This is a genomic window from Oceanicoccus sagamiensis (assembly GCF_002117105.1).
Lineage (GTDB): Bacteria > Pseudomonadota > Gammaproteobacteria > Pseudomonadales > Dasaniaceae > Oceanicoccus > Oceanicoccus sagamiensis.
The window spans coordinates 4,111,748-4,131,787 of record NZ_CP019343.1; the positions used below are offsets into that span (position 1 = coordinate 4,111,748).

18 protein-coding genes and 1 pseudogene are annotated in these 20,040 nt (G+C 47.9%); 3 read left to right on the forward strand and 16 right to left on the reverse strand.

What is annotated here, in order from left to right:
* Positions 1 to 14: 14 nt before the first annotated feature.
* The 6 genes from BST96_RS18660 to BST96_RS18685 are packed head-to-tail and all read right to left on the reverse strand — an operon-like array spanning position 15 to position 4,814.
* Positions 15 to 824, reverse strand: coding sequence for a DUF2797 domain-containing protein (locus BST96_RS18660; protein ID WP_085760600.1), 810 nt, complete (start codon positions 822 to 824; stop codon positions 15 to 17).
* Between the two features lie 44 nt (positions 825 to 868).
* The gene (locus BST96_RS18665; protein WP_085760141.1) at positions 869 to 1,150 is read right to left on the reverse strand and encodes a YeaC family protein; all 282 of its coding nucleotides are present in this window, start codon (positions 1,148 to 1,150) and stop codon (positions 869 to 871) included.
* Between the two features lie 18 nt (positions 1,151 to 1,168).
* Positions 1,169 to 2,056 (reverse strand): rhomboid family intramembrane serine protease, encoded by an 888-nt coding sequence (locus BST96_RS18670; RefSeq protein ID WP_085760142.1) that lies wholly within the window; start codon positions 2,054 to 2,056, stop codon positions 1,169 to 1,171.
* A 35-nt stretch (positions 2,057 to 2,091) separates the two neighbouring features.
* On the reverse strand, positions 2,092 to 3,099 hold the full coding sequence (locus BST96_RS18675; RefSeq protein ID WP_085760143.1) for a metallophosphoesterase: 1,008 nt from the start codon (positions 3,097 to 3,099) through the stop codon (positions 2,092 to 2,094).
* A gap of 15 nt (positions 3,100 to 3,114) precedes the next feature.
* Entirely contained in the window at positions 3,115 to 3,897 is a 783-nt protein-coding gene (locus BST96_RS18680; protein WP_085760144.1) for an SDR family oxidoreductase, read from the reverse strand.
* A gap of 38 nt (positions 3,898 to 3,935) precedes the next feature.
* Positions 3,936 to 4,814 (reverse strand): NAD(+) kinase, encoded by an 879-nt coding sequence (locus tag BST96_RS18685; RefSeq protein WP_085760145.1) that lies wholly within the window; start codon positions 4,812 to 4,814, stop codon positions 3,936 to 3,938.
* A 92-nt stretch (positions 4,815 to 4,906) separates the two neighbouring features.
* Between BST96_RS18685 and BST96_RS18690 the strand changes: the two genes are divergently transcribed.
* Complete coding sequence (locus BST96_RS18690; protein WP_085760146.1) at positions 4,907 to 5,851, forward strand: DUF1853 family protein; 945 nt, start codon at positions 4,907 to 4,909, stop codon at positions 5,849 to 5,851.
* Here BST96_RS18690 and BST96_RS18695 read toward each other — a convergent pair.
* The 10 genes and pseudogenes from BST96_RS18695 to BST96_RS18740 all read right to left on the reverse strand — a co-directional run bounded on the left by BST96_RS18695 (position 5,848) and on the right by BST96_RS18740 (position 17,992).
* The gene (locus BST96_RS18695; protein WP_085760147.1) at positions 5,848 to 6,933 is read right to left on the reverse strand and encodes a cyclic nucleotide-binding domain-containing protein; all 1,086 of its coding nucleotides are present in this window, start codon (positions 6,931 to 6,933) and stop codon (positions 5,848 to 5,850) included. The two genes, BST96_RS18690 and BST96_RS18695, sit on opposite strands and share 4 nt — an antisense overlap.
* Positions 6,934 to 7,875: a 1-aminocyclopropane-1-carboxylate deaminase/D-cysteine desulfhydrase gene (locus BST96_RS18700; protein WP_085760148.1), complete on the reverse strand. Its 942-nt coding sequence runs from the start codon at positions 7,873 to 7,875 to the stop codon at positions 6,934 to 6,936. It abuts the gene before it with no gap.
* A 6-nt stretch (positions 7,876 to 7,881) separates the two neighbouring features.
* The gene (locus BST96_RS18705) at positions 7,882 to 8,928 is read right to left on the reverse strand and encodes a hypothetical protein (protein ID WP_085760149.1); all 1,047 of its coding nucleotides are present in this window, start codon (positions 8,926 to 8,928) and stop codon (positions 7,882 to 7,884) included.
* Positions 8,929 to 8,969: 41 nt separating this feature from the next.
* Positions 8,970 to 9,260: a hypothetical protein gene (locus BST96_RS18710; protein WP_085760150.1), complete on the reverse strand. Its 291-nt coding sequence runs from the start codon at positions 9,258 to 9,260 to the stop codon at positions 8,970 to 8,972.
* Between the two features lie 283 nt (positions 9,261 to 9,543).
* A pseudogene (locus tag BST96_RS18715) lies at positions 9,544 to 10,940 on the reverse strand (aminotransferase).
* A complete protein-coding gene (locus BST96_RS18720; RefSeq protein ID WP_085760151.1) occupies positions 10,937 to 12,187 on the reverse strand; it encodes an aromatic ring-hydroxylating oxygenase subunit alpha in 1,251 nt (416 codons plus the stop codon). The pseudogene BST96_RS18715 and the gene BST96_RS18720 overlap by 4 nt, the downstream one beginning before the upstream one ends.
* Positions 12,188 to 12,214: 27 nt before the next feature.
* Complete coding sequence (locus BST96_RS18725; RefSeq protein ID WP_085760152.1) at positions 12,215 to 13,606, reverse strand: glutamine synthetase family protein; 1,392 nt, start codon at positions 13,604 to 13,606, stop codon at positions 12,215 to 12,217.
* A gap of 9 nt (positions 13,607 to 13,615) precedes the next feature.
* Positions 13,616 to 14,815 (reverse strand): aminomethyl transferase family protein, encoded by a 1,200-nt coding sequence (locus tag BST96_RS18730; RefSeq protein WP_085760153.1) that lies wholly within the window; start codon positions 14,813 to 14,815, stop codon positions 13,616 to 13,618.
* Entirely contained in the window at positions 14,812 to 16,383 is a 1,572-nt protein-coding gene (locus BST96_RS18735) for a phytoene desaturase family protein (RefSeq protein ID WP_085760154.1), read from the reverse strand. The genes BST96_RS18730 and BST96_RS18735 overlap by 4 nt, the downstream gene beginning before the upstream one ends.
* Positions 16,376 to 17,992, reverse strand: coding sequence for a phytoene desaturase family protein (locus BST96_RS18740; protein WP_085760155.1), 1,617 nt, complete (start codon positions 17,990 to 17,992; stop codon positions 16,376 to 16,378). The genes BST96_RS18735 and BST96_RS18740 overlap by 8 nt, the downstream gene beginning before the upstream one ends.
* 271 nt (positions 17,993 to 18,263) lie before the next feature.
* Here BST96_RS18740 and BST96_RS18745 point away from each other — a divergent pair, with 271 nt between their 5' ends.
* Together BST96_RS18745 and BST96_RS18750 are read left to right on the forward strand one after the other, a co-directional pair.
* Positions 18,264 to 18,911, forward strand: a complete 648-nt coding sequence (locus BST96_RS18745; RefSeq protein ID WP_085760156.1) for a TetR family transcriptional regulator C-terminal domain-containing protein — start codon at positions 18,264 to 18,266, stop codon at positions 18,909 to 18,911.
* Between the two features lie 3 nt (positions 18,912 to 18,914).
* Positions 18,915 to 20,024 (forward strand): polyamine ABC transporter substrate-binding protein, encoded by a 1,110-nt coding sequence (locus tag BST96_RS18750; protein ID WP_085760157.1) that lies wholly within the window; start codon positions 18,915 to 18,917, stop codon positions 20,022 to 20,024.
* Positions 20,025 to 20,040: the final 16 nt, after the last annotated feature.

A 20,040-nucleotide genomic window follows, 5' to 3' on the forward strand; every position in this document is an offset into this window, starting at 1 on the left:
TCAGCAAGCAGGCTTTAGCCTGCGGTAAATTCAATATGGTAGCCACCAAATTTACGGATATTGAGTACGCCGGTATCCATAATCAGGTATTGGCCTTTAATGCCTTTTAATACGCCGCTAATTTCTGGCTGCTTATCAAAATTTAACGATGTGACCTTGGTGGGAAATTCAAGCACCGGATACTGAATACTCACCGGTTCAGCATCACTGATGGCCTGTATGGATTGCACACCGTACTCATCTTGCAGAGCTGTAATCTCATCTTTGCAGGCTTCAAAAAGTTCATCCCGGCGCTGCTCAAGATCAATCCTATCAACTTCACCTTTGAGCATTTTGCGCCAATTGGTTTTATCGGCCACATGGTTTTTAAATACAACCTCAACCAGACCCGACTGCTGACGGGTGCTAACGCGAAAAATAGGCAGTGCCTGTATCGCTCCCTGATCCATCCAGCGGATGGGGATTTGGCTACCGCGAGTAATACCTACTTTGACACCTGAAGAGTTGGCCAAATAGACAAAGTGATCCGTCATGCAAAACTCATCACCCCACTCTGGCTGGCGACAAGTGCCTGCATGATAATGGCATTTCTCAGGGCTCATTATACAACTATCACACTGGGCCAACTTGGTAAAACAAGGGTAACAATAACCCTGGTTAAAGCTTTTTTTGGTTTTGCGACCACAGTGGGCGCAATTAATCACGCCGCTGTAAGTCAGCTTAATGGACTGGCCAATCAAGGGGTTTAGTGGCACTAACTCATCACCTATCGGCAAATGGTAGGACACTTGCTCGCCCTCGCCTTCACCCAATTGGTTTTGCATTTTTCTTAAATGGCCGACAGCATGTTCTGTCAAAACGGGCTCTCCTATTCGGACCACTTGAGTGGTCGCTCCTGATTTGGGTTATCACCGGGGTCAGGCTTATCATCGCAGAGTTCGCCTTCAGCTTTGCTGCCTCTATCGATATAACCGACACGGTCTGTTTCAGCGACAAAGCGCTGCTCATAATTAATTACGGCCTCCATACAAAGCTCACGCTGCTCTTGTGTTAAACGCTGGCCATCCGGCCATTTGCCTATCTCTATGGCGCGTTTAAGCGCCGTATGAATATCCGGAGTGATATTGCTGATGAGTTGTTCAAAGTCCATGGTATTGCCTTAGCTGTTTTATGGCTTATCTTGTGGGTTATTTGGTGAGTTGTTGTGTGATGAGTACTTATCAATCAAGGCCGCTCCCAAGCCCATCAAGCAACCCATAATCAAGCCACCTAAATGAGCGACATTGGCGACATTGCCTGCACCAAACAAACCCGCCAAACCGGCAAAGCCGACCACCATCATAAATAAGGAAAAATATAAAATAACATTGGGGATCATCAGGTTTTTTTCAGGCCGCAACAGGCTCCAGATCCAGCCATAGCCCAGCAGGCCATAAACCACACCGGACATGCCTCCAAAGATTGCCGCTTCAGAATATCTGGCCTGCATAATATTGGAACCCAAACCAATCACCATACAAATACCCAGCATCCTGACACTGCCCTGCAGCAACTCAATTCTCTGGCCCACAAACCACAGCATCGCCATATTAAAGGCAATATGCATCAAACCAAAATGCAAAAAGATCGGGGTTATAAAGCGCCAGTACTCATCACTGGGCACAGAAAAAACAAAATAGGCATTCACTCGATCAAAATCAAAAAAGGTAAAGTATTTCACCAGGCCAAAGTCGCGGTCAAAATAGACCAATAAAAAACCGAGTATGCTTAAAATAATACCGCCGAGAGTAACGGGCAAATGTGCCAGTAATTTACTGAAGATAACACTGGCCTGCGGGCCTTGAGGCACCTCAATCCGGGGAGCTTCCGCCTCTCCGGCCAGAAAACGCTCGTAGGCATTACGAACCTGCAATGCTACCGCCTTGTCACCGACTAATAGCAGCCTGCGATCATTATTTTCCAGCACGCGGTGGCTAACCCCCTGCTTCCAGAGATATTGACTGAAAACCTGAAGGTCCTCTGCAATTGGTACATCGATAACTACTATCTCAGCCATAAAACCTGTCTATTAACCCCACCCTTGTCGCTTCATTACAATACCAGTGTTTCCTGCCCACGCACCCAGACAAAATTGTCAGCACGGAGGGTTTGTTCATTATTCATTCGATAAGCCATTAAGCGACCATTTTTTACTGCACTGTAATCCAGACAGGCAATATTATCTACTAACGGTTTTGGTGTGCCGGTTTGCCAATAGTGGCCAATAAACAGCGGGCGCTGGTTATGAGGGTAATAAGGGATATAGGTTTTTTCCATATCCGATAAACGGCGCTCTGCCAGTGCCTGATCGAGTGGGTCTGGCTGAAACTGCACATCGCCATAACAGGCGGGATTTTCTACCCAGAACTTAACCCGGAACGTGCGGCGGGTATAACCATCCTTACCGGTCATGGACAGATTATCCGGCAGCAGTAGGCTGGCACCACGGGTGGCACGACTCATAAACCTGCCTTCAAAGACACGAAAATCTTCCGAAGCAATCAGAAAGTCTTTATCGATAGTGCCATCAGGGCGGTGTTGCTTAAACTGATCGATTAAGGGCTGGTCCCAACAGGCATGAATCACCCGAAAAGCCTCAAACTCTAAAAACAAAGGCCACTCATAGAGCCAGGCAAGTGTATCTCGCCAGTCCTGCGGGTGATTAGCAAATTGATCGAGGGTTTCTTGTATCAGGCGGGTATGATTGGCATTGTGTTCACGCAGATAGTCTTTGCCACTGCCTTCCGGGGCAAGCGTGGTATAGCCCAAGGCATTATATTCATGATTGCCCATAACTATCTGCGCACTGCCACGGTCAACCATCTCTCGGATAATATGGATCGACTCTCGAATTTTTGGACCACGGTCTAATATATCACCGAGAAATACTAACTGCCGTGGCTGGCGCTGATTGCTATATTCATAGCTGCCATTGCGTTTGCTATAACCCAGTTTTTCGATTAATTCGACCAGACTATCTCCGCAGCCATGTACATCGCCAATAAGATCATAGCCGGCAAATGCCGAGCCATTGGATTCCTGGTCACTCACTGCGGTCATAAAAATACAGAGTTCCTACCAGGCTATCAACGCACCATCACTATGATTTAGCATCTTGCCGTTATGCTCTGGCTTTAATGTACCAATCAACTTCACCATATTGGTCACACTCTCTTCTGGCTGTATCGAGCCGGGCATCATGCGCCCTAATACACCCATGGTGTTAACCGTACCCGGTGATAACAAGGTTAAAATCACGTCGTCTTTTGCGGTTTCAAACGCCAGGGTATACATCATCATATTTAAAGCGGATTTACTGGCGCGATAGCTATACATCATGGCCCGCTGCGGGCCTTCTTGAAAAGAACCTGCCTTACTGGAAATCACAATAATTTTTTTCTGTTCAGAAGCTTCTACATTAGACATAAAAGCTTGCGACATTTTTAAAGGTCCCAGCGCATTCACATCATAGCTAAGCTTGGCCATATCGTAATCGACGCCATCAACCTTTTTGAAAGCCGACATATACTTGGGTGTAATCGCTGCATTATTGAGCAGTACATCGATGGGCTGGTCTTTATACTTTTCGGCCAGCGCATCGATACGGGCATGATCAGTCACATCTAACTGCTCAACGGTAATATTGTTGCGCTCAGCAGCCAATGCATTCAAGTCATCCGCTTCCGCAGGTTTTCTTGCGGTGGCAATGACGGTCCAGCCACGCTGGCTATATTGATTAACAAATTCCAAACCAATACCGCGGTTAGCGCCGGTAATAAAAACGGTAGGTTCAGCAGCCAGCGCCATCGTGGATATAAAAAAATGGCTCAATAAAACAACAACGAAAAAAACTCTCACAGGTTAACCCTCATTATTAATATATAAATAACAGAAACTTAATTGACTGGCCCAGTGCCCCAACCTAATTTATCGCGGCAACTGGCATAAAAACTATGATCGGTGGGGTGGATTAATTTCAGCTTATGCCGACGCTTGGTGATGTAAACAGTATCGCCGGGCATTGCCGTCAGATGTACCTGACCATCACAGGTTACCGGCGGATGGATGGCATTAGACTCATTGATTTCAATGCGGATTTCGCTATTGCCATCAATCACAATCGGGCGGCTACTGAGTGTGTGCGGGAACATAGGAACTAAAACAACCGCATCCAGCTTGGGATGCATAATAGGACCACCACCGGACAGGGAATAAGCGGTTGAACCGGTCGGTGTTGAAACAATCAATCCATCGGAACGCTGGGGGTAGACAAACTCATTATCGACATAGACATTAAATTCGATCATCTGGGCGGAGGTGCCTGAGTTAACCACGACATCATTAAGCGCTTCTGCCCGACCAATAACTTCGCCTTTACGCTTGACAATCGCACTTAATAAAAACCGTTTTTCCAGCACATACTCGCCCTGTAAAACAGCCCCAACCTTTGCTTCAAGCTCCTCCGGTAATATATCGGTCAAAAACCCAAGGCGGCCACGGTTAATACCCAACACCGGTACATTATGTCTGGCAAGCTGTCTGGCAGCGCCCAGCAGGCTGCCATCACCACCGAGCACAATAATTAAATCGCAGCTTTCACCCATTTTGGTTCTGCCGCTGACAGGATAAGGATTATCTGCCAATAGACCGGCAATGGTCTCACCCAGAATAATGTCTATTTTTTGAGCAGACAGAAAGTTGGTCAGTACCCGCAGCGACTCACCGACTGCATCGCTTTCACGGCCAATAATGCCTACTGTGTTAAATTCGCTCATAATGGTTTAATCAGCTATTGTCGAATCACGCTAGTATACTCTAATTTCATTCAGGCCCAAGGGCCAACCGCCGATTTAACCACAGGGGAGATATGGTCAATCTACCGCTCTTTGAAACCCCCTGCGTCAGGGACCTGGCCTGGAGCTGTTTTGGTGAAAACCTGATTAATGACTTTGCACTGCTGGACTCTAACACCTCCGTACAGTGCTGCCATATCAGTCTGACCGAAACCAGAGTGCAATGGCTGCAACAACTCGATAATACGCCTGCCCCACTGTTAGACCATTTAAATAAGCTACATAGCACACGGATTGGGATTTACTTTGAAGCGCTTTGGCAGTTCTTTATAGAACATGACCCCAAACTCGAATTAATCGCTCATAATCTTCAAGTTAATCAGGATAAAAAAACCTACGGTGAGTTTGATCTGATTTACAAGGACAATGATAACGGCCAACACTACCATCTTGAACTGGCGATCAAGTTTTATTTGAATAATTCATTGGCGGCCAATCATAATAATTTTTCCACTGATTTTTATTATTGGCTTGGGCCCAACGCGATTGACCGGCTGGATTTAAAAACCGACCATTTACTCACCCATCAAACTCAACTCGGTTTTAGCGAAGCAGGAAAAGCGGCGCTATCAACATTGGGCATAGACCAGGTTACTCCGGAAATCGCACTAAAAGGCCGATTATTTTACCCGCAAAACCATACAGCGGAGGCGTCACCGGAAGTTCTTTCTCCCGCACATAATTTTAGCCAGTGGATTTACCTTTCGGCACTGCAAGATATTACCGACCTTGCAGAGTATTGGATCATCTTAAAACGGTCTGAATGGATAAGCCCCTATGACGGGTCGGAGAGCACACTGGCTGATAAAATCATTCACTATACGGCGTTAACAACAGCTTTAGAGCAGCAGTTCTCCAGCAATAAACAACCTATAGTGATTTGCGGATTAGAACAGAAAAAGGGGTTCTATCGGGAGAAAACCCGTTACTTTATAACCGCCGACTGTTGGCCCCGCTAAACCGACTCAAAAGAGCGCTGCTGATCAACAGCATAACTTTTATAGCCGCCCACCAGAGCACTAACATCAAATCCTTCTTCACCCAATAAATAGGCAGCAGCCTCACTGCGCCGACCACTGTTGCAATAGACGATATAGGGTGTATTTTTATCCAGCATCCGTGATTTTAATTTTAATAGATTAAGCGGCATATTAATGGCGGCTTCGCTATGCCCTTTTTCGTACTCATCTTGAGTTCTGACATCAATCCAGGTCGCACCGTCGGTAAACTGCTCTTTGGCTTCACTCAGGTTGAGTTGCTTAATGCCAGCGTTGCGTAATAAGAGATAAAAGTCCTGCTTATCCAGCCGCATCAATACACCGTTGGTTTGCATGGTAATGGTGGCATTTCTCGCCGTGTCGTTGACCAGAGCATCTTCACCAAAAAAACGCCCTACGCCCAACTCAGCCACCCTTTCCGAGGGGCTTTTATCATCAACAGCTTGATAAACATCGGCAATACCCTCTTTAATAAAGTAACAGCAATCGCCCAGTTCGCCCTGGCGTAAAACCGTTTCGCCAGAGCTAACCACTTGCGCTTCAAAACGGCCGAGTATTTGCCGGATATTCATTGGCGGGACTTTATAAAAAAGATTCGATTTTAGTAAGGTTACCATCCAGTCAGCATCTTCATCCAAATCTCTTTGAGCGGCGATATCCAGCATAATATAGTGAGACGCCTGATCCCAAGCCAACATAGCATCCAGTTGATCACTATTAAAGCGAATGACAGTACAATCGCTTAAGGCCACCGCGGTGCTGCGGCGGGGCTGGTGATTATCCAACGCATAGCGACAGGCGGGATCTTCCGCACTGACCTGCCGACGCGAGCCCAAACTATCAACCAACTCAAGTTGGCCACTGAGTAAATAGATATGATGATTGTCATACTCGCCGGTGCTAAACAGTGTTTGACCACTGCATAGCATTTCTATCGATTGATCGCGCAACAAGGTATTAAGATGGTCCACCGTCAGGGAATTAACCGGTACCAGTGTTTGCAGCAAGCGCTGCTCTATATGAGAGGTGATTGAATGGCTCATTTATCCCACTGCCTTTGCCTGTAATTTTTCTAATTGATCGCCAATACCTCTAAGCCCTTGCAGGCCACCGGTATGAACAGCAACAATCCTTTTGCCTTTAAATTGGGCAGAATGTATTAATTGATCATATAAACCGTAAAACATTTTTCCGGTATAGACCGGTTCAATTTGCAGGGTATTGGCCTGTTCAAATTGCTGGATAAAGTGAGCCAGCGACTGGTTTAGTTTGGCGTAACCGCCGCCGTGATAATCAAGCAGTATCTGCCAGTTATCCTTAGCGACACCCAACTGTTGTAAATAGGCCGTGACTTCATCATTAAGAAACTGCGCATTTTTTAGTACCGCCACACCTACCACCTGTTTGTTATCCGGCAGCGCAGCCGCTATACCCGCCAGAGTTGCCGCGGTACCACAGGGCACTATCACCAGGTCATAGTTATCGTCCAGATGATGCTGAATATGGCCAACAATCTCCATACAACCTTTTACCCCTAAAAGATTACTGCCACCTTCAGGAATAATAAAAGCGTCACTAAACTCAGCCTGTAATCTGGCGACAAAGTCTTTATCGTGTTTATTGCGGTATTGGCTGCGATCCAGAAAATGTAAATCCATACCAGCATCAACGGCATCTTGCAGTGTTGGGTTCAGGTTCGCTTCCATAGACTGTTCACCACGGATCAAACCGATGGTGCCAAAGCCATAATGCCTGCCCGCCAGGGCCAGTGCATGAATATGGTTGGAATAAGCACCACCAAAGCTCAATAGTCGTTGGTAACCATGACGCCGGGCGTAGTCTACATTGTGTTTTAGCTTAAAATATTTATTGCCGGAGATAGGCGGAAAAAAACGATCCAGTCTTAAAATATTCAGCTCGACACCGGACGCTGCAAGGGCCGGGTCATCGATATATTGAATCGGAGAAAATGAGTGCAGGGTCATAAGCTATCAGCTCGGCTCTCGGACTTTGATCAGTTCTGACAGCGCATTGGAGGCTCTATTGTGCTCAATACAGCGATCACTTTCACCAACAATAAACCGGCCAGGGCGCTCAACTTTTGGTACCGACCTGGCGCAAAGCTGATTATTTTCCAAGACATGATTACATACCGGTAACTCATAATGAGCCACCCAGCGCTGATAAAGTGCTTTATCCACTGAAGCTTTGGCCGCCACATAATTGACCGGGGACTCCAGATACTCGCTCATTTCTCGTAACGGGATGGTTAGATGATCAACCCCCGGATGATAGGCAACAAAGCTCACCCCATTCTCCGCCAGACGCTGTAGTACTCGATCACCACTGCCGTCGATTAACTGCTGTTTTTCCTGCCGTAACTGCGCTACCTCTTCGTTAAGGCGTTTGACCTGTTCGTCCCGATAAAATAATTCTACCTCGCGCATATCCAACATTTCTTTTAGCTCGGTTTTCGCCTCATCGAGCTTGGCTTTATATTCCAGTTCAAACCGCTCTTCCAGCAACAACAGCTGCTCTTGCTCGACCTCTTTGGCCTGCTCCAACTCCTCCTGCACCCGTTCCCGCGCCTCGCTCATGGTGTGGGTTTGAGAAGCGAGTGTTTTCTTTAGCTGTAAGTTTCTATGCTTTTCTTCAGAAAATAACTGCTTGGTGGACTCCAGGGTTTCACTGAGTAATGAACGCTCTTCGAGAAACTGCTGTTGCAGCTTATCTATATGGTCCTGAGTTTCAGATTTGAGTGCCGCAATACGTAATTTATGCTCTTCAATTAAAGCCCCACTGCGGGCTTTCAATTCCTGTTGGTATTTCTTTTTTAAGCGGGCTTCCAGTTCGGCCTTGCCCGCTTCCGTCTCTTTGGCAGAGGAATCAGTGCCACCGAGAATAGGCGGCTCAACAGCAGTATCCACCACCGCCAATCCGAGGCGATTACGGCGAATTGACTTAGCTAATAGAGTCAGGCTATTTAAATCACCAGAGTCCAGATTGGGGTCCCATAAGGCGCGCTGATGCCAGGACACAGAACACTGACTGCGGCAGGCCAGTTTGATGGGGCCTGCCCCTAAATCAGGCCCGGGCCCGCGGTATCGACCAGGTGTTGTAAAGGAATATTCCAGGATTTATCGACATAGCCACTGGCATCAAAGTCGAGGGTGAAAAAGACGGCAGCGGTAATCTGTAGCTGGCTATTGATTCTTAGAAACGCGGCTTTACTGGTGCTGCTCTTAAACTCTTCAATACCCACCACATGGTCGAGAATAGCTTCAAATTCCGGGTACAGCATTTCCTTGACGACAATCGTGCCATTGTCCTCAAGAAAGACTACTGCATCACTGCTGATACCCTGATTCATCTGTAAACCTTTTACTCAGCCTGGCTCTCGGCTGAGCCGCATCAATTAGTTGAAGAATAGACCCTGCTGCCTATTTCTCAAAGTGTATGCGAAAAGTATCTTAGTGATGTGACCGACTCTACAGTTCCTGAGGAACCGGGTCTAAAATAGCGTTTGCGGACGGCTAACACAGGGATAAGGGTGGCAAAGGCTTTGATCAAGAGTTTCAGGCCAGCCCCTATACACTGCCCCGACACGAATATTCATCTGGCGACACCGAGGCTCTAACACCACGAATATGGCTTTAGTCTACCCAAACACCCTCTTTACGGAGGTCCTCAAGCGTTAATTCCAGCCCCTTACGCATAGCTGCAACCAGGTCATCCACCTGAGTTTTGCTGATAATCAGAGGGGGCGAAATAATACAGACATTAATAAACGGTCTCACCAATAAACCAAACTGATGGCAATACTCATCCACCATGGCGCCGATGGCATAGTCCTTCTCTAACAAGTCATCTTCGCTGCCACGGTGCCCTTTTAAGGTCATTTCTACCGCCGCCATCAGCCCGGCACCCCTTACATCCCCCACCAATGGGATATCCATCAGGGTACGCAGCTGCTGTTGAAAATAAGGGCCAACATCATGGACATGATCGAGCAGCTTTTCGTTTTCTATAATATCCCAGCTAGCTAGCGCTGCTGCGCAGGACACCGGGTTACCCGACCAGGTATAACCATTTGAATAAATATTGCCCTTGGCATTATCACCGGTGATGGTCGCCATCAGCTGTTCTGAAACCGCATAACCGCCCATCGGTACATAGCCTGAGGTAATACCTTTGGCAAAGGTAATAATATCCGGCGTAATACCAAACACTTCTTCGGAGGCAAACCAATGACCGAGGCGACCAAAGGCGGTAACCACTTCATCGGCGATATAAATAATATCGTAGCGCTTAACCAGCTCCCAGCAACGGCGGTTATAGTTGGCAGGCGGCACAATCACACCACCGGACCCCATCACAGGCTCAGCAATAAAACACATCACATTCTCAGGGCCCAGTTCGAGAATTTTATCCTCCAACTCCTGCACTAACTGGTCACAGAATTGCTCTTCAGTTAAAGTGTCATCATGGTAAAAAGCACAGGGCACACTTAAAAAGTGCACGGTATCTTGCAGGGTATCCATCGCCGTTTTATCACGTTCTTTACCGGTTACCGAAGCGGATAAAAAAGTGCTGCCATGATAAGCATGATCGCGAGACAGGATATGTTTGCGCTGTGGCTGGCCTTTTATATTGTTCGCCAACTGGCATAAACGCAGCGCCGAATCGACCGCGGTAGAACCACCGGTAGTAAAAAAGATACGGTTTAAATCACCGGGGTTTTGGCAGCAATACGCTGGGCCAGTTCGGTTTCTTTATTGTTAATAACAGTAAAAGAAGTGGCATAGCCCAACGTCATAATTTGCTCTGCCACCGCATCGGCAATTTCCCGACGACCATAGCCGGTTTGCATACACCACATCCCTGCAGGGCCATCGAGTAATTTATTACCATCGGCATCATAAATATACGCACCCTCACCTTTGACGATCACTGAGGTCGAGTCATCGTCCCCCAGCGCCGGGAGGTCACCCCAAGGGTGCAGTAAGTGCTGATTAAACAAGCCGCGATGTTTATCCGTTTCTGTACTCATGGTTGCAGGGCATCCAGATACCAATCCACAAACTCAATACAGATGGCTTCAAATTCAGGGTGATAGGGACCCGGCTCAAAAAAGTGGGAGTTAACCCCTTCATTATTACGCAGGATAATATATTCATCTTCGAGGCTGGTATGGTGCCATAACCAACTGACCTCTTCCTTGTTATAGTCCTTGCCCTCTTCGGCGTCGCCATTGACAAACCACACCACTTCCATATCCGTTTGGGTAATACCGCGGGGAATAAAACGGTAGAGCACACAGTGGTCTGGATAGTTCAGCATAAACGTTAGCGGGCCAAGCTGGAAATCTCCGGCGCCGCCATCATAGCCTTTAATGTTTCCCATTAAAGGCGCAACCGCTTGCCCGGTTTCGCTACCGGTTAAGTAACCGTCATATAAGGCATAACGGCTGGTATAGAGGCAGGCGCCAAACTCTTCCGCGCCTTTGTAGATCGACCAATATTCGCCCTCAATACCAGGCACACCGGTCACTTCTGCGGCCCGTGCCAGCATCGCTGTATTGATCGGCTCTACCGTGGCTTCCAGCTCACGCAGGGTATGCATTTTGGCATAGCTGCGGTGAGAGGTGGCACAGTGATAACACTCCAAATAATTTTCTAGCACCAGCTTCCAGTTGGCATCAACCTGATAGGTATGGCGATGGGCAATTTTTGCATTCGGTAAATCGTAGGCGCCCAGCTGCGTTTGAATATTGGCGAGGATGGGCTTATAAGAGGCGGCATTGACATCGCAATTAATAAATATCAGCCCCTCAAACACACAGACTTGTACTTGCTTGAGCCCATAACAATCGGGATCAAAGCCTTCTTTCATTTCCATATGACGGGCAGCTTTTAAGCTACCATCCGTATTATAAACCCAGCCATGATAAGGGCAGACAAAGGTCTTGCGATGACCGGATGCCTCTTCCGCCACCCTGGCACCGCGGTGACGACAAATATTTAAGGAACCGTGAATCTCACCGCTCTCAGCGCGAGAAATAATGATCGAGTCCTCACCCAAATCAAATAGAAAATAATCGCCCTGCTCTTTTACCTGACTAATATGCCCGGCATATAACCAGCTTTTATAGATTATCTTTTTTAGTTCAGTTTGATAGGTCACATGGGAGCGATAAAAATACGGGTCAATAGCAAAGCCAGGCTGTTGTTGCTGCTGCTTCGCCATCGACTGCATTTTTTCGACGCTATCATCGACTTGAGTGGCTATAAATTTCATAAGCTTAACCTAACCTTTGCTCAGCAATCAGACGGCCCGTAAATAATATTGATAATCCAGCGGATTAACTTGTGCATGATAGTCGTCACACTCAGCCTGTTTAACCAGACTATAAATACCGTGATACTGCTCACCCAAATACTTAGGCAGCAACTGGCTGTGCTTAAAGGCTTGCAGCGCCGCATCCCAACGGACAGGCAGCGTAATCGCCTCTTCAGTCATCATTGTCCCTTCTTCCACCATCGCACCCGGATCACACTGCTGGGTTAAACCATGATGAATACCCGCCAGCAAGCTGGCCATCACTAAATAGGGGTTGGCATCGGCACCAGCTACACGGTGCTCAATACGCATATCCTTGGCACCCGAGACCGGTATCCGCAATGACATAGCGCGATGGTTATAGCCCCAGATAGGGCTTAGCGGCGCAAAGTTGCCGGGCCGTAAACGACGATAGGAATTAGCATTGGGGGAATAAATCGCCATAGCATCTGCCATGATTTCTGCCAGGCCACCCACAGCATGGCGCATTTTTTCTGACACCGGCGGCACTTGCTGCGACGCAGTATCCGCAAAAATATTATTGCCCTGCTGGTCATATAAGCTGATATGAATATGCAAACCGCAGCCGGCAATATCCGCAAAGGGTTTGGCCATAAAGCTGGCTCCGACACCCTGGGCACGGGCACAGCCTTTAATCAGGCGCTTAAACATAACGCCCTGATCACAAGCCGCCAGTACATCATCATTATGATGAAGGTTGATCTCTAACTGCCCCGGGGAAAATTCTGACAACACGGTAGTCATGGGCAGGTTTTGGGCTTTAGCAGCGTCTTTTACCGCACTTAAAAACTCATCCTGATCCCATAAATCTTCCATCATGCCGTACTGAATACCTTGCTGACGTAAAGCGCTACCCGGCACTGCAGGCAGTAGTGGCTGCGGTAAACCGTCATCACCTGTTTCGATTAAATAGAACTCGGTTTCGGTGGCCACCACAGGTTTAAGACCCATGGCGGTTAAGGGCTCTAATGCCCGCTGCAGAATATTCCGCGGATCAAAATAACAAATATCACCGTTCAGCTCGCGCAGACCGGCAATCACTTGTGCCGGCCTTGACCTTAACCAAGGTACCGGGGCCAGAGTGCCAGCAATCGGATAGATAATTTTATCCGGGTCACCATCGCCCATACCATAACCCAACTCATCCGGTACATCGCCATGGCTATTCATCAGGTTAGATGACGCAGGACTTTTTAAGCCTTTGGTGAAGAAGGTTTCAAATTCTTCCCGAGGAATGCGCTTGCCCCGTAAAATACCGTTAATATCCGGCGAGAGCACTTCCATCATTTCCGTATCTGGATATAAGGCCAAAAACGCATTTAGCTCATCGAGGGTAGCTGCATCGCCATAATTCATTATGATGTCCTAATAATTAGGGGCAGGCGTCTGACGCCTGCGTTCTGGGTTAAACACCGGGCTATCTATCACTTTGCACGGTGCCAATACTTTAGTCCAATGCAGCTCCCGCTGGTAATAAATCTCAGCGGTTAATAGCTGGCCACTCTGACCATACTGTGCTTCCACCTGAGCAAACGCTATATTGGATTTTGCCGTTGGGCACCAGGCTGCTGAAGTGACAGTGCCTACCTGTTTACCATTATGAAGAATAAAGGAATTTTCCGCAGGCTTATTACCATCAACATCCAGCAATACAAATTTATACCGTGAGCCGTTTTGCTTTTCTCTTAGCAAGGCTTTACGCCCATTAAAAACAGGCTTGCTTAAATCGACCAACCAATCCAACCCCAATTCAAAAGGTGAGCGAGAACGACCGTTGCGTACCGCATCTTCAGCGGGGATAAAATCAACACCGGCCTGGATAAAGCCGGTTTCTATTCTAGCCAAATCCAGTGCATGGGTGCCAAAGGGTTTTAACATATAGTCTTTGCCAGCGGCGAATAAAGCATCCCACAGCGCCTCGGCCTGTTCCGGACAAATCCATAATTCATAACCCAGGTCACCGGTAAAACCGGTTCGGCTAACCATCAAGTCAACCCCATTAAACTCAAAATGGGTCAGACCAAAGGGTTTGAGGTTTTCCAGACCGTCTAAGCCCATGGCCCGCAAGGTCGCACAGGAAGTTGGCCCCTGCACGGCTAAAGCGGCAACTTCATGGGTTTCATCAACAATAGACACATCAAAACCCATTGCCGACCAGCACAGCCAATCCATCGCTCGGGTATAGGAGCACAATCGATAATCATTATCTGCCAAACGGAAAATGGTGCCGTCATCCATCACCTGGCCTTCATCATTGCACCAAATGGTATAGGCCACCCGCCCTACTTTAATCTTGCGCATATCACGCGTCACCAGGCGATTTAAAAATGCCTCAGCATCCGGACCGGTAATGCGGTATTTGGTCATTGGGGTAAGATCAAATACACCCGCAGTGCTGCGAATAGCAAAATATTCCAGCTCCACATCGGTATAGGCCGTTGGAGTGGTATACCCCTTCCAACTATCCCAGGCATTTAATTCGTTGGCCGCCACCACCCTGGAGTGAAAGGGTGTGGTTAGCATCATGGTTTCATTATGCGCAACCAGACTACGTTGTTCACTCATGCTGGCTTACCTCGCTTAATCATTTCTTTGGCAGCATTGCGCCCTGCCAGCCCCATCACACCACCACCGGGGTGGGCACCCGCGCCACATAAAAACAGGCCTTCGATATCAGTGGCATATTGCGTTGCACCGGGGAAAGGCCGCATCATCATAATTTGGTCCAGGCTGATTTCACCGTGATGCCAATGACCACCGCTCATATTAAATTCGCTGGCAAGATCCTGCGGAGTTAGTAGCTCGCTGGCGATAATTAACTCTTTCAGCTGCGGCGCATATTCGGCAATACGATCAATCACTAACTGCTCAAATTGCTGTTTAGTCTCTGCGTTCCATCCCTGTTTTAAATCATAGGGGGCAAACTGCACAATCACTGACAACACATGTTTTCCCGCCGGTGCCAGGCTTGAGTCATGTACTGTGGGTATACTGATATCAATGGCTGGCGCCTCGGAAAACTCACCGTATTTTGCGTGATTAAACGCCTTCTCAATATAATTCATGGTGGGTGCAATCACTAAGCGATGGCCACTATCGCCGGCAGAAACACCGCTAAACTCCGGCAAACCATCCAGCGCCAAATGCAGCTTGGCGGCATTGCCCTGCATACGAATATTATGTACACGGCGCACCGTTCCGGTTTCAATATTGGTTCTGCCCACCAACTCGTTAAAGGTGGTTTTAGGGTCAGCATTGGAAACCACTCGCGCCGCCTGAATCACTTCACCTGAGCTTAGCGTCACACCGCTGGCACGACTGGCATCGAGATTAATGGTGTCGACTCTGGCGCCGGTACGAATTTCAACACCAGCCGCTGTTGCTGCGTTAGCCAAAGCCTTGCCAACGCCTCCCATACCGCCTTTAACCACGGCAGGGCCATTAAAGCCATAGATATCACCCACCCGACGATATAAATAACCAAAGACAGTATTGGGTGAGCGTGGCCCCATATGGGAACCCAATACACCGTCCAGTGATAAGGCGGCTTTTAACAACTCATTATCAAAGTTTTCTTCCATCACATCGTACATGTTGATTAACGCAATACGTAGCAAATCACTCATATCGGCCTTGCCCAGCATTTTCATGCCCAACCCTAACTGCACCAACGTTAATCGGTCAGTCAGGTTATTTTCAACCAATTTGGGTGCACGACGTTTAAAGGCTGTGGCCAGTAATTTGGCAAATTTTAGCGTTTGTTGATGGAAGCGGTGATAGGCAACTTTGTCCTGCTCGGAAAGATCGGCACCCTCTATATCGGGCCCCGTAATCGTAATATGATTGCCTGCCGGGTCCAGAGCTATGGTATTCAGGTCTCTGGCGGCTAATTCCAGGCCGTGCCTTTCGAGCCTCAGATCATCGCTAACCTGGGGGTTGAGTTGGGTTAACCAGTGAGCACAAGCCGATACCGAAAAACCCTCTGCAAAGGGCCGGGTCGCGGAGGCTCCGCCAATGACATCATTGGCCTCTAACACCAGCACTTTGTTGCCCGCCTTGGCTAGATAGGTAGCGCAGACCAAGCCATTGTGGCCGCCACCAATAATTACGGCATCCCATTGTTGATCAGTCATCGGCATAACCTCCTGGAACAGTACTCGGTCGCTGCATATCCATCAGTATTTCACGGGCGGCATTGGCGCCGGGGGCAGCCATCACACCACCACCGGGGTGGGTACCAGAGCCACACATATACATGCCCTTAACCGGCCCGCGATATTGCGCATAGCCAGGGAAAGGTCGGTTAAATAGCAATTGGTCAAAGGTCAGTTCACCCTGAAAGATATTGCCTTCGGTTAAACCCACTTCGTTTTCAATTTCCCTTGGGGTTCGTACTTCGCAATGCAAAATCAAATCTTTAAAGTCCGGGCTGTAATTGGCAATTTGGTCGATCACAGTTTTACCAAAGTTATCGCGGTCTGCATCGGTCCAGTCCTGACCATTAATTTTTGGCGGCGCATACTGCACAAACACCGTCATCATATGTTTGCCGGGAGGGGCCATGGTGGGATCGGTTTGCGAGGGGATTAAAATATCGACATAGGGGTCTTTGGACCAGGTGCCCTCTTTCCAGTCATCATAGGCACGCTCCATCCGTTCAAGGGAATCCGTAAAATGCATATCCCCTACCATCAGCGGGCTATTTTTATCGATACCATTAAAAGTGGGCAGACCATCCAGAGCGATATTTAATTTGCCCGACGAGCCACGAATTTTAAAGTTTTCGGCTTTTTTAACGACCTCCGGTGGTAAATCCGAGGCCGCCATAATATCCAGATAGGTACGTTTTGGGTCGAGGTTTGAAATCACTCTATCGGCATAATATTCAGTGCCATCTTTTAGCGCGACTCCGTAGGCCTGACCATTTTTCACCATAATTTGGTCAACATTGGCATCACAGATAATGTCACCGCCAAAGGATTTAAAGGAGCTGGCCAGTGCATCGGCTACCGCCCCCATACCGCCGCGGGCAAAACCCCAGGCACCGACTGTGCCATCTACATCCCCCATATAGTGATGCAATAAAACATAGGCCGTGCCCGGTGAATAGACGCCCAACGCCGTACCGATAATACCGGTGCCGCCCAAGTGAGCCTTAATCACATCGGTTTCAAAGTATTCATCCAGATAGTCGCCGACACTTTTAGTCCAAAATTTTAAGGTATCTGCCAGCCCTTCTTCGCCCATTTCCATAAAAGATTTGGCCAGTACCGAGAGCTCTTTTAAATCTCTGGGTTTTAGCGAGGTGGGGTCTGGAGGGGTTCGCATTAAAAAAGGCCGGATCAGGCGGGTCTGCTTCATCACATCGGCGCCATAGCGCTCATAGGCGTTGGCATCTCGAACTGAGTGGCGAGCCATCTCACGGTATTGACGCTCGTGATCAAAGTAGTTGCCGTAGTAGTCGCCATTTTGGGTAAAGGTCACACCACCACCATAGGGCACCACTTGCAGGCCATGGCGTGGCAGTTCCAGATCACGGGTAATTTCAGGGCGCAGCAAGCTACAGACATAGGAGCAATTGGAATAGGTCCAATCCTGATGCAGCTCCCGGCTAACGGTTGCCCCGCCAATATAGGCATTGCGCTCAAGTACCAGCACGTCGAGGCCGGCTTTGGCTAAATACGCCGCATTGGTCAAACCGTTATGGCCAGCTCCAATCACGATGGCATCATACTTTTTCACTTAGAAACTCTCCACAAAAAGGAAGACAAAAACAATATATATCAATAAGATAAAGACAATACTTAAAGTAGAAATCAACAAAAACAGGGATTATAAAAACCCCAAGATTCGTTTATTATCCAATGCACAGCATGACACGATAGCCTGTTAACTGTCTAGCTTTTGAATGAACAATCATTCATTTATTGCTATCAAAAACCATCTATATTATGGTCACTATAGCTAACATTTGCAGCACCACTCAATCGGGTAGACGGAGCCACAAACATATATGCAAGACGCAGATAGCAGCACCAGTAAAACTGCCAAACCCGCTACCAAGCGGCGAGCCATGTCAAAGGAGGATCGCCGCGAGCAGCTGATTAAGGCCACTATTAAATGCATTGCCAATAAAGGCTTGTCTGGCACTACGATGGCTGATGTTACCGGTGAAGCGGGTTTAAGTCTGGGTATTGTCAACCTGCATTTTCAAAGTAAAGAAAAATTACTGATTGAAACCCTGCGCTATGTCACTGACGAATATAATCAGGGGCAGGCCCGCATTATGGCCGGCCATGGTGATACGGCAGCAAAAATTAAAGAACTGGTCGAGTTTGATTTTAGTGCCAGGATTTGCCAAAAAAATAAACTGGCCGTTTGGTTTGCCTTCTGGGGTGAAAGCCGGTCCCGCCCCACCTATCAGTCCATTTGCTCACACTCTGATATCGAAACCGAGACTGCTATTACTGAACTCTATCAACAGGCGATTAACGAACAGGGCTATCAGGATGTTGATGTTGATCTGGTCTCTACCGGTTATACCGCACTCTGTGATGGACTCTGGTTAGACCTGCTGCTAACCCCTGCCCTGCTCAGCCGTGAAAAGGCGAAAATGATTGCCTACAATTATTTATCCAGCTTTTTCCCCAGACATATTTAAACCATGAGCCAAAACCTACTAACAATCCTTCTTACTCGCTGGCTGATTATCTGTAGCTTACTGTGCAGCAGCCAAGCCTATAGTGATGATGCCGCGGTGGTTAATATTTATAATTGGTCTGACTACATCGACCCTGAAGTTCTGAAAATCTTTGAACAGGAATACGGCATCAAGGTTAATTACGATATTTACGACTCCAGCGAGATTGTTGATACCAAATTAATGACTGGCCGATCTGGCTACGATGTCGTGGTTCACTCCGCCTCTTTTTCCGCCAGACTAAAACCGATTGGCGTATACCATGCCATCGACTATAGCCGCTTAACTAACTGGCACCATATTGATCCTTTGATTGTCGACGCTATTCAGGACCACTTTCCCGGCAAAATGGTCGGCGTCCCTTATATGTGGGGCACCACGGGCTTTACTTATAATGTGGACCTGATTAAGCAACGTATGCCGGACGCTCCACTGGATAGCTATCAACTGTTGTTTGACCCCGAGGTGGTATCGAAATTTGCGGACTGCGGTATCTCGCTACTGGATGACCCCACTACAGTTATTCCCTCTGCCATGCTGTATCTGGGTTACCCACCCAACTCCGTTGAACCCACTCATTTAAAAGAAGCCGAAGAGCTACTAAAAGCTATTCGCCCCTATATTAAATATTTTAGCTCCACCAAAATGTTATTGGATTTACCCAGTGAAGAAGTCTGTATTGCGATGAGCTGGTCGGGTGATTACTCCGTCGCCTCTACCCGCGCCGCCGAGGCTGGGCTGGATGTCAAACTCGCCTATATCATGCCCAAAGAAGGTATTACTGACTGGTATGACAATATGTATATTCCGGCGGATGCACCCCATCTGGATAACGCCTATCTATTTATCGACTTCCTACTACGACCGGAGATTATTGCCAGGTCCAGTAATTATGTGGGCTATGCCAATGCCAACAAAAGCGCCACACCTTTAGTCGATCCTTCGATTACCAGTGACCCGGCTATATACCCAGATAAAGAAGTGATGAAAAGAATGCACCCCACACAAATACTGCCGCCCAAACTGGAGCGCCGCCGCTCCAGAACCTGGACCAAAGTAAAAACCGGCTTATAACACCGAGATATCTGTA

Bases quoted from the DNA above. Each gene is read 5' to 3' on its own strand.
- BST96_RS18720 (WP_085760151.1), bottom strand. From the start codon at position 12,187: ATGAAATTTATAGCCACTCAAGTCGATGATAGCGTCGAAAAAATGCAG.
- BST96_RS18675 (WP_085760143.1), bottom strand. From the start codon at position 3,099: ATGACCGCAGTGAGTGACCAGGAATCCAATGGCTCGGCATTTGCCGGC.
- BST96_RS18685 (WP_085760145.1), bottom strand. From the start codon at position 4,814: ATGAGCGAATTTAACACAGTAGGCATTATTGGCCGTGAAAGCGATGCA.
- BST96_RS18750 (WP_085760157.1), top strand. From the start codon at position 18,915: ATGAGCCAAAACCTACTAACAATCCTTCTTACTCGCTGGCTGATTATC.
- BST96_RS18660 (WP_085760600.1), bottom strand. From the start codon at position 824: ATGCAAAACCAATTGGGTGAAGGCGAGGGCGAGCAAGTGTCCTACCAT.
- BST96_RS18730 (WP_085760153.1), bottom strand. From the start codon at position 14,815: ATGAGTGAACAACGTAGTCTGGTTGCGCATAATGAAACCATGATGCTA.
- BST96_RS18735 (WP_085760154.1), bottom strand. From the start codon at position 16,383: ATGACTGATCAACAATGGGATGCCGTAATTATTGGTGGCGGCCACAAT.
- BST96_RS18695 (WP_085760147.1), bottom strand. From the start codon at position 6,933: ATGAGCCATTCAATCACCTCTCATATAGAGCAGCGCTTGCTGCAAACA.
- BST96_RS18710 (WP_085760150.1), bottom strand. From the start codon at position 9,260: ATGAATCAGGGTATCAGCAGTGATGCAGTAGTCTTTCTTGAGGACAAT.
- BST96_RS18725 (WP_085760152.1), bottom strand. From the start codon at position 13,606: ATGAATTATGGCGATGCAGCTACCCTCGATGAGCTAAATGCGTTTTTG.
- BST96_RS18665 (WP_085760141.1), bottom strand. From the start codon at position 1,150: ATGGACTTTGAACAACTCATCAGCAATATCACTCCGGATATTCATACG.
- BST96_RS18700 (WP_085760148.1), bottom strand. From the start codon at position 7,875: ATGACCCTGCACTCATTTTCTCCGATTCAATATATCGATGACCCGGCC.
- BST96_RS18690 (WP_085760146.1), top strand. From the start codon at position 4,907: ATGGTCAATCTACCGCTCTTTGAAACCCCCTGCGTCAGGGACCTGGCC.
- BST96_RS18670 (WP_085760142.1), bottom strand. From the start codon at position 2,056: ATGGCTGAGATAGTAGTTATCGATGTACCAATTGCAGAGGACCTTCAG.
- BST96_RS18745 (WP_085760156.1), top strand. From the start codon at position 18,264: ATGCAAGACGCAGATAGCAGCACCAGTAAAACTGCCAAACCCGCTACC.